13 protein-coding genes are annotated in these 13,717 nt (G+C 64.6%); 2 read left to right on the top strand and 11 right to left on the bottom strand.

Annotation, left to right across the window (positions count from 1 at the left end; genetic code table 11):
* Positions 1-78: 78 nt before the first annotated feature.
* The 3 genes from RFM52_RS13645 to RFM52_RS13635 all read right to left on the bottom strand — a co-directional run bounded on the left by RFM52_RS13645 (position 79) and on the right by RFM52_RS13635 (position 3,901).
* Complete coding sequence (locus RFM52_RS13645; protein WP_320297069.1) at positions 79-1,104, bottom strand: sugar ABC transporter substrate-binding protein; 1,026 nt, start codon at positions 1,102-1,104, stop codon at positions 79-81.
* Between the two features lie 86 nt (positions 1,105-1,190).
* Positions 1,191-2,177: an ABC transporter permease gene (locus RFM52_RS13640; protein WP_320297070.1), complete on the bottom strand. Its 987-nt coding sequence runs from the start codon at positions 2,175-2,177 to the stop codon at positions 1,191-1,193.
* Positions 2,178-2,458: 281 nt separating this feature from the next.
* Positions 2,459-3,901, bottom strand: coding sequence for a DHA2 family efflux MFS transporter permease subunit (locus tag RFM52_RS13635; protein WP_320297236.1), 1,443 nt, complete (start codon positions 3,899-3,901; stop codon positions 2,459-2,461).
* A gap of 112 nt (positions 3,902-4,013) precedes the next feature.
* Between RFM52_RS13635 and RFM52_RS13630 the strand changes: the two genes are divergently transcribed.
* Positions 4,014-5,015 carry an ornithine cyclodeaminase family protein gene (locus tag RFM52_RS13630; protein ID WP_320297071.1) on the top strand — a complete coding sequence of 334 codons (1,002 nt, stop codon included), beginning with the start codon at positions 4,014-4,016 and terminating at the stop codon, positions 5,013-5,015.
* Positions 5,012-6,508, top strand: coding sequence for an HAL/PAL/TAL family ammonia-lyase (locus RFM52_RS13625; protein WP_320297072.1), 1,497 nt, complete (start codon positions 5,012-5,014; stop codon positions 6,506-6,508). Before RFM52_RS13630 ends, RFM52_RS13625 begins: the two co-directional genes overlap by 4 nt.
* Before the next feature lie 18 nt (positions 6,509-6,526).
* On the opposite strand, the gene RFM52_RS13620 is transcribed toward RFM52_RS13625, so the two are convergent.
* The 8 genes from RFM52_RS13620 to RFM52_RS13585 all read right to left on the bottom strand — a co-directional run bounded on the left by RFM52_RS13620 (position 6,527) and on the right by RFM52_RS13585 (position 13,711).
* Positions 6,527-7,330 carry a 3-methyl-2-oxobutanoate hydroxymethyltransferase gene (locus RFM52_RS13620; protein ID WP_320297073.1) on the bottom strand — a complete coding sequence of 268 codons (804 nt, stop codon included), beginning with the start codon at positions 7,328-7,330 and terminating at the stop codon, positions 6,527-6,529.
* Between the two features lie 28 nt (positions 7,331-7,358).
* Positions 7,359-7,673 carry a MocE family 2Fe-2S type ferredoxin gene (locus RFM52_RS13615; protein ID WP_320297074.1) on the bottom strand — a complete coding sequence of 105 codons (315 nt, stop codon included), beginning with the start codon at positions 7,671-7,673 and terminating at the stop codon, positions 7,359-7,361.
* Positions 7,674-7,718: 45 nt separating this feature from the next.
* Positions 7,719-8,813 (bottom strand): fatty acid desaturase family protein, encoded by a 1,095-nt coding sequence (locus RFM52_RS13610; protein ID WP_430699275.1) that lies wholly within the window; start codon positions 8,811-8,813, stop codon positions 7,719-7,721.
* Positions 8,814-8,828: 15 nt separating this feature from the next.
* Entirely contained in the window at positions 8,829-9,743 is a 915-nt protein-coding gene (locus RFM52_RS13605; protein ID WP_320297075.1) for a sugar phosphate isomerase/epimerase family protein, read from the bottom strand.
* Between the two features lie 50 nt (positions 9,744-9,793).
* On the bottom strand, positions 9,794-10,882 hold the full coding sequence (locus tag RFM52_RS13600) for a Gfo/Idh/MocA family protein (protein ID WP_320297076.1): 1,089 nt from the start codon (positions 10,880-10,882) through the stop codon (positions 9,794-9,796).
* Between the two features lie 104 nt (positions 10,883-10,986).
* Positions 10,987-12,054, bottom strand: coding sequence for an ABC transporter ATP-binding protein (locus tag RFM52_RS13595; protein ID WP_320297077.1), 1,068 nt, complete (start codon positions 12,052-12,054; stop codon positions 10,987-10,989).
* Complete coding sequence (locus tag RFM52_RS13590; RefSeq protein WP_320297078.1) at positions 12,054-12,842, bottom strand: ABC transporter permease; 789 nt, start codon at positions 12,840-12,842, stop codon at positions 12,054-12,056. Before RFM52_RS13590 ends, RFM52_RS13595 begins: the two co-directional genes overlap by 1 nt.
* Entirely contained in the window at positions 12,842-13,711 is an 870-nt protein-coding gene (locus RFM52_RS13585; RefSeq protein ID WP_320297079.1) for an ABC transporter permease, read from the bottom strand. Before RFM52_RS13585 ends, RFM52_RS13590 begins: the two co-directional genes overlap by 1 nt.
* Between the last annotated feature and the right edge of the window lie 6 nt (positions 13,712-13,717).

The raw sequence follows: 13,717 nt of genomic DNA, 5'->3' as shown, positions 1-13,717 counted from the left end.
ACGGGAAAAGAGGTGGCAACGGGAAAAGAGGTGGCCGGACCGATCCGGCCACCTCGTGGGATGCTCTCGGGCGGCGGCTTATTTCGCCGCCGCTTCGGCCTGCAGCGCCTTCAAGTCCCAGCAGCTGTCGGGCTTGAGGTCGGCCTTGGTCGTCGCCTTCTCCAGCGTGTAGATGTAGGTGTGCGAGGTGCCGGCAGGCTGGCCGCTCTGCAGCAGGAACTTGATGATGGCGTTCATGTCGCCCGACTGGCGGGCAAGATCGGTCATCACCACGGCGCCATAGGTGCCGTCCACGAGCTTGTCGCAGTCAGCCGCCTTTTCGCCGCCGCCGGTGGTGACCAGGAACACCTTGCCGTCGAGCTTGGCGTCGCGGATCGCTGCCGAGGCGCCGGTGGCGTCGCCGTCCCAGAAGTCGATGATCGAGCAGATGTCCGGGTGCTGCTGCAGCATCGTCGTCGTCACGTTGCGCGACGTGGTCGCGTCCCAGTTCGAGTCGGGCTTTGCCACCACCTGGAAGTCGGGATGCTTCTCCAGCACCTTCATGATGCCGGCATACTGGTAGAGGCTCGACGAGTTCGCCTGGTCGCCCTGCACCAGCCCGATCTTCTTCGAGGAATTCTCGCCGCAGCCCTTGATCGCCGCTTCGGCCTCGAGCTGGCCGAGCTTGTCCCAGTCGCTGCCGACGAAGGCGTCGGCCGGGAAGTTCGCCGGATTGTCGACCAAAAGCACATAGGTGCCGGCGGCCTGCGCCTTCTTCATCAGCTTCGAATAGGAGTTGAGGTCGGGCGCATGGATGATCAGCACGTCGGGCCGCGTGTCGGAAGCGATGGCGTCGGTGATCGCCTGCGCGCCGGCGTCGACCACCCAGTTCGGATCGCGCGTCTCGAAGGTGCCGCCCCAGGCCTCGACTTCCTTCTTCAGATAATGCGCCCAGCCCTGCGCCAGGTCGAAGCCCATCGCCAGCGGCACCAGCATGACGCGCTTGCCGTTGAGCGACTTGGCATAGGCGGCGGGGCCCGGATCGTCGGCGGCGAAGCTCGGCGCCACGAAGGCGGTGACGGCAAGCGCCGTGGCAGCGGCCATCAATGTTCTGAATAGTCTCATGTCATATCCCTCTGGTTTCGATTGTTGCCGGCCAATCGTCGCGATCGCTCCGGGTACCCCTGAGCATATGGGCTAGTCCATCTGCTCTAAATGTCGCCTTGTTGCGCCGTCTGCTCGTCGCGCGGATTGATGATGCCGTCGACGATGATGGCCCCGAGCAGGATCGCCGCCTTGATCAGGTTCTGGTAGAGCAGCGGAATATCGATGATGGTCATGGCGTTGAGCAGGATGCCGATCAGCGCCGCCCCTACCAGCACGTTGCGCACCCCGCCCCTGCCGCCCGACAGGCCGATGCCGCCGATCACCGCCACCAGCACGATGTCGTAGAGCAGCGTCGAATTGACGATGCGGGTGTTGATCGAATGCAGGCTGGCCGCCGTCAGCAGGCCGGCGATCAGGGCCACGAAAGCCGACAGCACGTAGCGCAGCACAAGCATTGGCCGCACCGGAACGCCGATGTTGCGTGCGGCGACCGGATTGTCACCGGCGAAATAGATGAAGCGGCCCCATTTGGTGTAGCGCAGGAACAGGAAGACCAGGAAGGCCAGCCCGGCGAAGACGAACACCTCGACCGGAATATCGAGGAAGCGGACGCCGCCGAGCAACTCGACCCAGTGCCCCCCGGGCACCGGCACGGCATCCTGCGTGATCAGCTGCGAGCGCACATAGCCGAACACGAAGGAGCCGGTGGCCAACGTCACGAAGATCGCCGGCACGTCGGCATAGGCGACGAGAAAGCCGTTGAGCAGGCCGATGGCTAAAACGCCCGCCAGCACGTAGACGAAGGCGAGCCCGTCCGAGGTTCCGGTGTTGAGCAGTTGCAGGTACCAGGCGACCGACATCGCCATGATCGCCACCGCCGACAGATCGATGCCGCGGCCGATGATGACGACCGCCATGCCAAGCGCCAGGATGCCGAGCACGGAGACCGAGCGGACGATGGCCACCAGATTGTCGGCGGTCAGGAACCCGGGCAGGCCCAGCGCGGCGGCGGCGAACAGCAGGATGGCGATGGCAAAGACGATGCCCTCCTGATTAAGGTGCCTCCAGTTCGGCCAGCCGATCCCATTCATCGCTAGTGTCTTTCGCCCCGACGGCAAGGCCGTGCCGGCCCCCATCCCGCACGAAAGCTAATCGGCTCGACAGTGGCTCGTCAAATGAATCCGCGTTCAATAACCGCGCCTCTCCGACTATTTTTCAAGTGGACGCATCGATTGCCGAAACTGGCGCAATAGCCGGAAACTCCTGTGCTTTTGGCAATCCGTTGCCCCCGATCGCTCGGCTGGCGGAAGAGACTGTTCGATGGCAGCTGGGCCGACGCAATTTAAGTCCGCGAAATGCGGCCGGCGCGACCTCAATTGTTCGTCGAATGGCCAGAAACCTCGGCTCCGGCATTGGCCGGCAGGACCAGGAAGCGCATCGCCGCCGCGAGACCGAGCAGGCCGATCGCGATAAAGGTGATTCTGAAATCGACGAGGTCGGGCACGGCTTCGTGCCTGACGATCTGCGACAAATTGAGGATCGCCGCCGCGATCGCCACGCCGAACAGCATCGCCATCTGCTGCAGCATGCTGGAGAGCGTCGCGGCCGAGCTTCGCTGCGGCGCGCCGATATCGGCGAAGGCAAGCGTGTTCAGCGCGGTGAATTGCATCGAGCGCGTGAGACCGGCGACCAGCATCAGCGCGACGGTCAGCGGCAGCGGCGTCTGCGGCGAGATCGCGCCGCAAGCCATGATCGCCAGCGATGCGATCGCCCCGTTCACCACCATCACTGTGCGGAAGCCGAAGCGCCTGAGCGTCGGCGTGGTCACGGTCTTCATGCCGAGATTGCCGAGGAAATAGGCCAGCACCAACAGGCCGGCATCGACTGGACGCAGGCCGAAGCCGACCTGGAACAGCAGCGGCAGCAGGAAGGGCGTGGCGTTGATCGCGACGCGGAAGACCGTACCCGCGGCAAGCGTCGAGATCGCGAAGGTCAGTATCTTGAAGGCCGAAAGGTCGAGCAGCGGATGCCGGACCTGCAAGAGGTGGCGCACGGCGAGCCAGCCGATCACGATGCCGATGGCGATGGAGCCTATCGTCGGCAGCAAGCCGTCCTCGGGATGCGCCAGGCGTTCAAGCCCGTAAAGCATCACCGCAAGGCCGAGCGAGGTGAGGAAAAAGCCCGGCCAATCGAATGGTTTCGCCTCGGATTCACGATCGCCCGGCACGAAGCGGGCGACCAGCGCAAGTCCGGCCAGCCCCAGCGGAACGTTGATGAAGAAGTTCCAGTGCCAGGAGAGATAGGTGGTGATGAAGCCGCCGAGCACCGGCCCGACCACCGGCGCGAACAGGGCCGGCCAGGTGATCAGCGCCGTGGCGTTGAGCAGCTCCGACTTTTCGGCATTGCGCAGCACCAGGATGCGGCCTACCGGCGTCATCAGCGCGCTGCCAAGGCCCTGCACGATGCGGGCGGCGACGAACTCAGTCAGGCTCTGCGAAAAGCCGCAGGCGATCGAGGCCAGCGTGAACAGCGCGATCGCGACGAGGAAGATGTTGCGCGCGCCGAACCGGTCGGCAAGCCAGGCCGACAGCGGCACGAATACCGCCATGGTCAGCATGTAGGCGGTGATGCCAATGCTCATCGCCACCGCCGGCACGCCGAAGGACTGCCCCATCTGCGGCAGCGACGTCGAGATGATCGTCGAGTCCAGCAGTTGCATGAAGAAGGCGACCGCCACGATCAGCGCGACGCGCCGGGACTGACGCGCGGAATTTGTCGACTGGGACACGGCCTCGTTGTCGGGAATGCTGGTCATGACGCGGTGGTTGAACAGCATAAGCCCGGTCCCGTCCAGAGCTTATCCAACAAACTTCCGTGTCGCCGTTTCGCCTGTTATGGATGAGCCCGGGGGTGGCCGAGGAAACCGCATGAAGCCTATCTATATCGACTACCTCAATGCTCTCGACATCGAAGCTTTGGCCATGACCGACGCCGAGATCATCGGCGCCGTCGAAACCGGGCTCGTCGCGCAGGGTAAGGGCCAGACGGTGATCGAGCCGCGCGTCCATCTCGAGCCCGACCCGTCCTTCCACGGCCACTTCAACGTGCTGCGCGGCTATGTGGCGCCGCTCGACGCCGCCGGCGTGAAGATCGTCGGCGACTATGTCGACAATTATAAGCACGGCCTGCCGTCCGAATTCGGCATCCTCAACCTTTTCGATCCGCGCACCGGCACGCCACGCGCCATCCTCGACGCCACTGTCATCACCGACATGCGGACAGGCGCCGTTACCGCCATCGGCGCTCGGCATCTGGCGAAGAAGTCGTCCAAGGTGCTCGGCCACATCGGCGCGCGCGGCACCGCCTATTGGAATGTGCGCCTGCTCGACCATCTCTTCGACTTCGACGAGATCCGCGTCCATTCGCGCCGGCCGGAAAGCCGCGACGCTTTCGCCGCGAAGCTCGCCGCCGACCTCGGCAAGCCGGTCCTGGCGGTGGCCGACTGGAAAAGCTGTGTCGAAGGCGCCGATATCGTCGTCGAGGCCTCGCGGCTGCCGGAGCCGCAGCCGCTGCTCAAGACCGAATGGATCAAGCGGGGCGCGCTCGTGGTGCCCTACGGCACGATGAGCGCGGTCGAACTGTCGCTCACCGACATCATGCAGAAGATCGTCGTCGACGACTGGGGGCAGTGCAAGGGCGGCAAGTTCGGCTCGCTGCGCGCCCATGTCGAGACGGGACGGCTGAGCGAGGCGACGCTCCACGCGGAGCTCGGCCAGATCGCCGCCGGCCTCAAACCCGGCCGGCAAAGCGATGGCGAGACGATCCTGTTCTGGCATCGCGGCCTGTCGCTCTCCGATATCGCGCTCGGCAAGGCCATGCTCGCCAAGGCCGGCGAAAACGGCATCGGCCAGAGGCTGCGCTTCGCATGAGCCCGCTCGTTCTCACCGGCGCCGGCGTCAGCATCGAGGATGTGGTTGCCGCCGCGCGCAATGCCTGCAAGGTCGAGGTCACGTCCGCCGTCCTCGAAAAACTCAACAAGGCTCGCCAGGTCCTCGATGCCGCCGCGGCCGGCGGCCAGCAGATCTACGGGCTCAACAGAGGTCTTGGCGCCAATCTCGTCACGGCGGTCGAAGGCGACTCGAGCGCCTTCCAGCGCCAGTTGATCGAAGGCCGCAGCGCCGCCGTCGGCGAGGCCCTGCCGATGCCGGCGGTGCGGGCGGCGATGTTCGCCCGCGTTGCGATGCTCGCTTCCGGCGGCTCGGGCCTGTCGCCGCGCGTGTTCGCGGCGTTGGTCGAGGCGCTCAATGCCGGCGTGCATCCGGTGATGCCGTCGCTGGGCTCGATCGGCGCCGGCGACCTCCTGCTGATGACGGCGATCGCCAGGGTGCTGATCGGCGAAGGTGAAGCGGAATATCAGGGCCGCCGCATGCCTGCCGCCAAGGCTTTGATGATGGCGCGGCTCGCGCCCGTCACGCTCTCGCCGAAGGACGGCCTCTCTTTGATCAACGCCTCGGCGGTTTCCGCCGGCGCCGGAGCGCTGGCGCTGACCGATGCGCTGTCGGCGCTCGACCAGCAGCAGCAGGCCGGCGCGCTGACGATGGAAGGCATTGGCGCCAACCGCACCATCCTCGATCCGCGCCAGCATCAGGCACGCCCGGGCGCCTGCCAGCAGCTTGCTGCGAAGGCGCTGCGCGACCTGCTGGCGCGCGACGAAGCGCCGGCGCCGACCACCATCCAGGACCCGCTGTCGGTCCGCTGCATGCCTTCGATCCACGGCGCGCTGACCCAGGCGATCGACCATGCCAGGCTGGCGGTCGAGATCGAGCTCAACGCCGCCGCCGACAATCCGCTGGTGCTTGCCGAGGATGAGCTGGTCATATCGACCGGCAACTTCCACACCGCGTCGCTGGCGCTCGCCTTCGAAACGCTTGGCCTGGCGATCGCCCAATGCGCGGCCGCGTCAGCGGCGCGCTTCATCCAGCTTACCGGCTCGACCCGCCACGGCCTGCCGAAATATCTGTCGCCGGTCGGAGGCGCTTCCGCCGGCTTCGTTCCGCTGCAGAAGACGGTGACGGCGATCCTGGCCGCGATCCGCCACAAGGCCAATCCGGTGATGCTCGATTTCCTGCCCGTATCCGAGGGCGTCGAGGATCACGCCACGCAGACGCCGCTCGCCGTCGCCAAATGCGCGGAGATGATCGTTCTGTGGCGGCGGCTGATCGCCTTCGAGCTGATGGCCGCGGCGCAGGCCGTCGATTTGCGCGAGGGCATGGCGCTGGCACCGGCCACGGGCGCAATCCACGCGGCCGTGCGCTCGCATGTGGCGACGCTCAAGGAAGACAGGCCACTGGGCATCGATGCCGAAGCGCTTTATGCCGCCCTCGTCAGCGGAATCTGGCAAGGTCCGCCGGCTGCCGGCTGAAGCTTTTCGATTCTTGGATCAGGCCTTTGCGTCGACCTTCTTCATGAACAGGGTGAGCTCGTCCGGGTCCATGTGCACGATATGCCTGTCCTCCGGATAGGCGCCGCTGTTGACGTCGGCGACATATTCGGAAAACGCCGCGATGCGCTCCTGTTGCAGCCGGTCGTATTCGGCGGCGAAGTTGCGATAGACCTTCGAGTGGCGCGGCATGTGACCGCGATTGGTGCCGAGAATATCCTCGGCGAACAGATATTGCGCGTCGCAGCCCGTGCCCGCGCCCATCGACAGCATGATCAGCGGGGTGCGCTCGGAGATTGCTTTCGCGACTTCCACCGGCACCACCTCGATCTCGGCGCCGATGGCGCCGGCGGCTTCCAGCTGCTTGACCGCCTCGAAAACCTGAATGGCGGTGTCCGCGGTCTTGCCGACCGCCTTGAAGCCGCCGGTCCAGGTCGCGCGGGAGGGAATGAGACCGACATGGCCGATAACGGGGATGGCGTCGTCGGCCATGCGCTTGATGGTGGCATAGCCGGCGCTGCAATAGACGGCGTCGGCGCCGGCCTTGTAGAGCCGGAACGACCAGCGCACGAAATCGTCGGCCGTGCCGATCTCGAAAAAGTTCTCGCCCGGCATGGTGAAGAGACTGGGCGCGGCATCGCGGTATTGCGGATTGCGCACCAGTTCCGGCGGCACCGAGACGATATCTACCCCTGCCCGATCGGCAGCCTCGGCCTCTTCCAGCGTCAGCACGCGCAGCATGGTCAATTGCCGCTTGCCCTTCATGGCGCGCAGATCGGCAACGGTCGGTCTCTTTCGGCTCATCGGTACATCCTGTTTTGTCTGACGGCTTTCAGCCGATATCGATCATCACCTTACCGGCCTCGACCTTCACCGGATAGGTCTTGAGGTCGACGCAGACCGGCGCGCCCTTGGCCTCGCCGGTCCTGTAGTTGAAGCGGCCGTTGTGCTTGGGGCATTCGATGATGTCGTCCATCACCAGCCCGTCGGCGAGATGGGCCTTTTCATGCGTGCAGAACCCATCGGTCGCGAAGAACGCGTCGTCGGGCGAGCGATAGATCGCGAAGGTGCGGCCGCCATGGTCGAAGCGGATCACGTCCTCCTCGTCCACATCGCCCACCGCGCATGCTTCGACCCACTCCGCCATCATCACTCTCCGGCCATTATCTTTCTCTGGATTGATGCGCGGCGCCTATTCGGCGGCCGCGGCCGTTATGTCGAGATCATGGAACTCGCCGCGATAGGGCTTGGCCGTCGGCGGCAATTCGCGCTTCAGATAGTAGTCCTCGTATTTCAGCTGCCTGAGCAGCACCGGCCAGACCTCGCGATAGGCATGCCACATCGACGGGTTCGGCACCGGCAAATCGTGCTTGATCAGCTCATGCAGCTTGGGCAGCGCGTGATAGGGCACCATCGGGAACATGTGATGCTCCACATGGTAGTTCATGTTCCAGTAGATGAACCGGCTGATCGGGTTCATGTAGACGGTGCGGGTGTTGAGCCTATGGTCGGTGACGTTGTCGGCGAGCCCGATATGCTGCAGCAGCCCCGTCGTCACCATGTGCCAGGTGCCGTAGAGGCGCGGCAGACCGATCAGCACCAGCGGTATCCATGATCCGAGCGCGATCGCGACAGCGATCGTCGCGGCGTAAACCACCATGTGCCAGCGCGCCGCGGTCACCGCCTTGTGCTGCTCCATCTCCGGAATGTAGCTCTTCTCGTCGTCCGACAATGTGCCGAAGGCCTGGCGCACCAGCGTCGGCAGCGAATAGCGGAAGTCGAGGATGCCGGTGAAGGCCAAGCCCGCCTTGAGCAAATCCGGCGGCCGCATCACCGCGATTTCGGCGTCGCGGCCGACGATAATGGTGTCGGTGTGATGGCGCGCATGGCTCCAGCGCCACTGCACCGGATTGCGCATCAGCATGAACGAGGCGACGTGATAGACGACGTCGTTCATCCAGCGCGTGCGGAAGGCGGTGCCGTGGCCGCATTCGTGCCAGCGCGAGTCGCTCGACGAGCCGTAGAGCAGGCCATAGACGAACAGGAACGGCACGATCCACCAACTGCCCCAGAACCAGACGATGCCGGCCGCCGAGCCCAGGATCAGCGCGATCCAGATGATGGTGTCGCGGATCGCCGGCCCGTCGGAGCGCTGCATCAACTCCTTCATAGTCTTGCGCGCCACGTCGGTATGATACCACTCGGCCGAGGCCAGCCCGGTCTCGATCGCCGTGCGCGTGCTTTCGCCGACAAGGCTGTAGTCGCGCTTGGTGCGGGCCATCGTCATCGCCACTCCTCGCAATCAAAGCCCGTTGGCGCGAAATTTTCCGTCGAGGAATTTCTTCGCGCGCGGGACGTCGTCTTCCGACAGATGCTCGATGATGACCGCGATGTTCGGATGCTTCTTGCTGAGCCGCTTGAGGTAGAGGTCATAGTTCAGCGCGCCGAGACCCGGCGCCGGCAATTCGATCTCGCCGACGCCGCGGAAGGTCAGCCCCTCATGCGCGTCCGCGTCGCCGATGTCGGCATGTTTCTCGGTCTTGTCGCTGCCCGCGCGCTTCACGTCCTTGGCATGCGCGATCCTGATTTTGTCGGTCAGCGTGTCGAACACCTGGTTCAGCACCTGGTCCATGCGGTCGATGTTGTGCGCCTCGAAATAGTTGGTCGGATCCATCAGCAGGCCGAGGCCGGGATGGTCGACCTGCGCGAACATCCTCACCGTCTCCTCCACCGAGCCGACGACATTGTTGACATAGGTCTCGAGCAGGAACACCGCGCCGTGGTCATAGGCCGTCTGGGCAAGATCCGAGATCACCTTGCGGCATTCCTCGAACCCTTCCTCGGTCTTGTTCTTCGGGTGATGCACCCAGTCGGACTCGGTGTTGTAGGTGCCGGTCTCGGAAATCACATAGGGCGAACCGAATTCGCGCGCGTTGCGGATGATCTCCTTGAGGTAGGCAAGCCGTTTCTCCCGCTCCGCCTTGTCCGGATGGATGATGTTGGTGTAGCCGGACAGGCAGCAGACCGGCAGGTTGTGGTCGCGGAACGTGTCGCGCACTTTCCTTGCCTTGTCCCTGGTGATCTGCCCGGCCGACAGGTCGATATCCTTGAAATGCAGGTCGAGCTGCACGGTGTTGAAATCGAGCGCGCGGATGCGCCTGGCGACCTCCTCGAGCTCGTAAGGGAAGTAGCCTGTGAAGATACCTGCCTGCATCATGAGCTGAAGTCCTCCCGGTAAGCGATTCTGTTGCCTTGCCTTCAGCCGCCTCAGTCGATGCGGATTTCGGACAGCTTGATGGTGCGACCTTCGGCCATCGACCGATAGCCGGCTTCGACCAGCGCCATCGTCTTGACGTTGTCGGCGACGGAGAGCGCCGGCGGCGTGCCGGTCTTCAGCGCATGCTGGAGCTGTTCCATCACGCCGATGAAGGCGTGCGGGAACCACATCGTCTCCCAACTCGGCGTCACCCATTCACCGCCCGTCGTCTCGGTCGAGGCGTAAGTCAAGGTCGAGGCGATGCCCTTCGGCCAGCCGATCGTCCCCTTGGCGACGCCCTTGGTGCCGTCGACGCGCCAGGCGATATGCTGGTCGTCCCGATAGCCTTCCTGGCGCGGGCCGGACCAGACATCCTCCAGCGACACCGCGAACACGCCCGAGGGAAAGCGCAGCGTCGAGACCGTGATGCCGTCGGAATGCTCGAACCTGGTGCGCGGGTCCTTGCGCGTCAGCGTTGTGATGTCGTCCGGATCGCCGAACAGGAAACGCAGAACGTCGAGATGGTGCACGCTCATATTGGCAAGCGTCAGCCGGTCGTAGTCGGCGAGGAACGCCTGCCAGTGCGGGATCGCGTGCATGTCGATCTCGGCAAAGACGATCTCGCCCAGCGCGCCGCTGTCGATGATCTGCTTCAGGACGCGCATCGACTGGTCGTAGCGCATGTTCTGGTTGACCGAGAGGATCTTGCCCGAGGCGGCTGCCTCGTCGCGCAGCTTAACCGCTTCCTCGACCGAGAGCGCCAGCGGCTTCTGCGCCAGGATCGCCTTGACGTGCGGCTGCTTCAGCGCATGGCGGATCAGCGCCGGCTGCTGGTCGGGCGGGAAAGCGAGATCGACGATCTCGACGCGGCCGTTCTCGATCAGCTGCTCAGGCGTATCGGGGACGGTCGTAATACCCCAGCGGGCGGCCACCTTCTCGGCATTGGCCTTCGTGCGCGATGCGATCGCCACCACGGGAAAGCCGGCTTCATGATAGGCGGCCAGATGGCATTCGGCCATGATCATGCCGGCGCCGATGCAGCCGATCCGGTAGTCCCTGACCCGGACTTCAACGTCCGGCTCGAAACCCATGCTCGCCATCCATTCCTCCGTCGAGGACTGGATATAACGCTATGGTCCGGACTTCAGCCAAGTCCCGTGCCATCATTTCCCATCAGGGTCTGATGGCGGCTCGGCCACGCCGGTCAGCTCGCCGCAATCAGCACCGTGCTGTCCGGCGACCAGCTGAGCACGACCGGCTGACCTTCTGCCAGGCGCTCGGCCCCCGTGTTCTGCACGATCACCTTCAGCGTCTGGCCGTCCCGCTCGACGAAATAAGTGCTGTTGTTGCCGGCGAAGATGCGTTTCGAGACCTGCCCCTTGAGCGTGTTGGCATTGGCTGGATCGGGCTTTGCCGCGCCGGTCGAAATCCGGATGCGCTCGGGCCGGACCGCGCAGCTCGCCTTGGCGCCGGCCGGCCCCGATGCGCCGGTCGAAGCCGCGATCGTCGTGCCGTCCGGCAGCTTGATCCCGGAGCCGGTCGCATCGCCGCGAAAGATGTTGGCGTCGCCGAGGAAGGTCGCTGCGAACTCGCTTTGCGGCCTGTCGTAGATCTCCTCCGGCGGGCCTTCCTGCACCAGCCTGCCATCGCGCAGGATGCCGATGCGGTCGCTCATCGTCAGCGCCTCTTCCTGGTCATGCGTGACGAAGATCGTGGTGATGCCGATCTCGCGCTGGATGCGCTTCAGCTCGATCTGCATGTCGACGCGCAACGCCTTGTCGAGCGCGCCGAGCGGCTCGTCGAGCAGAAGCACGCGCGGCTTGGTGACGATGGCGCGCGCGAGCGCCACGCGCTGGCGCTGGCCGCCGGAAAGTTGGTGCGGCTTGCGCCCGCCAAGCTTGCCGAGCTGCACGAGGTCGAGCGCGCGCTGCACCTCCGTGGCGATCGTCGCCTTCGCCTCGCCGCGCACCGAAAGGCCGAAGGCGACATTGTCGGCGACGCACATATTGGGGAACAGCGCATAATTCTGGAACACCATGCCGATGCGCCGCTTCTCGACCGGCACGCGCTCGACACCTTGGCCGCCGATAGCGATGCGGCCGGCATCCGGAAAGTCAAAACCGGCGATCTGCCTGAGCAGCGTGGTCTTGCCGCTGCCGGAGGGACCGAGCAGCGCGTAAAAGCCGCCATCGGCGAAATCGATCGACACATCGTCCAGCGCCTTGTGCGCGCCAAAACTGCGGGAGACGTTCGCGACCTGGACGCCAGCCATTATTTCTCTCCGCCGAATTTGAAGAAGCGCGCCGCGAGCAGCATCAGCGCCATCGACACGACAATGATGATGGTCGAGACCGCGTTGATCTCGGGCGTGAAGCCCTTGCGGATCGCGGCGTAGATTTCGACCGGCAGCGTCGTCTGGCCGGGCGTCGACAGGAAGTAGGAGACGACGAACTGGTCGAACGACACGGCGAAGGCGAACAGCCCGCCGGCGATCACGCCGGGCATGATCCAGGGCAAGGTCACGCGCATGGTCACCTGCCACTGGTTGGCGCCCAGCGAGCGCGCCGCCTCCTCCAGTTCAGGCGCGAAGGTCTGCAGCCGCGCCGACACGACGACGATGACATAAGGCAGCGCCAGCGCGACATGGCCGAGCAGGATGGCGATGAGCCCGCGGCCGATGCCGACGCCGAAGAAGAAGATCAGCATCGCCGTGCCGGTGATCAGCCACGGAATGGCGATCGGCGGGAAGAGCAGCGCCTGCAGGAATTTCTTGCCGCGGAACTCATAGCGGTAGAGCGCGAGCGAGGCCATCGAACCCAGCACCGTCGAGATCAAGGTGGTGATGATTGCGATCTCGATGCTGTTCCAGGTCGCCGCGATCAGCTGCTCGTTCTGCCAGAGCGAGGCGTACCAGTCCGTCGTCCACTCGAACGGCAATTGGTAGAAGGGCGAGGCGTTGAAGGACATAGCCGCCATGATGATGATCGGCAGATAGAGGAAGCCGAGCAAAAGCACGATGTAGAAACGCCCGAGCCATTCGAGGATGCGCGTCGCCGCCATCACGCGGCTCTCCGCAGGACAGGTGCGGCCAGCGCCAGGATGATCAGCACCACCGCGAGCAGGATGAAGGAAAGTGCGGCACCCAGCGGCCAGTTGAACACCGCGACAAACTGGTCCTCGATGACGGTGCCGTAGAAAGTGCCGGTGCGGCCGCCGAGGATGCGCGGCTCCATGAAGGAGCCGACGACCGGCACGAAGATCAGCGCGGCACCCGCGATCAGGCCCGGCATCGACAGCGGGATGATCACCCGCCACAGCACCTGCCGGCGCGAAGCGCCGAGCGAGCGGCCCGCCTCGATCAGCGAATCGTCGATAGCCTGCAGCGTGAGATAGCAGGTGAGAACCATGTAGGGCACATAGGAGTGCACCAGGCCGATGATGACGGCGGGATAGGAATACATGAGATCGATGTTGATCTTGAACGGCAGCACAGCGTTCAGCGCCGTGTCGAGGATGCCGCCTTCGCGCAGCACCATGGCCCAGGAGAAGATACGCACCAGCCCGTTCGACCAGAACGGCAGGATGACGAGCAGGAAGATCGCCTCGCGGCTGCGGCCCTTCAGCACCTTGGCCAGCACATAGGCCGCCGGATAACCGATGACGACGCACCACAGCGTCACCTCGAGGCCGAGCCGCAGCGATGAAAGCAGAAGCCGCGAATAGAGGCTTTGCGAGAAGAAGGCGGCGTAATTGCCAAGCGTGAACGACCACTCTTTGCCTGCCAGCGGCAGGTCGGTCATGAAGGAGAAGAAAACCATGGCCGACAGCGGCAGGAAGATCGCCACCGTCAGCCACAGATAGGCGGGAAGGAGAAGCGGCAGGGCCGGCTTCAGTCCGCGGCGCGAACCGACCGCAAGCTGGTCAGCCATTTTGCC

The organism is Mesorhizobium humile, assembly GCF_033977215.1.
Lineage (GTDB): Bacteria > Pseudomonadota > Alphaproteobacteria > Rhizobiales > Rhizobiaceae > Mesorhizobium > Mesorhizobium humile.
This window is presented reverse-complemented; position numbering and strand designations above follow the sequence as displayed.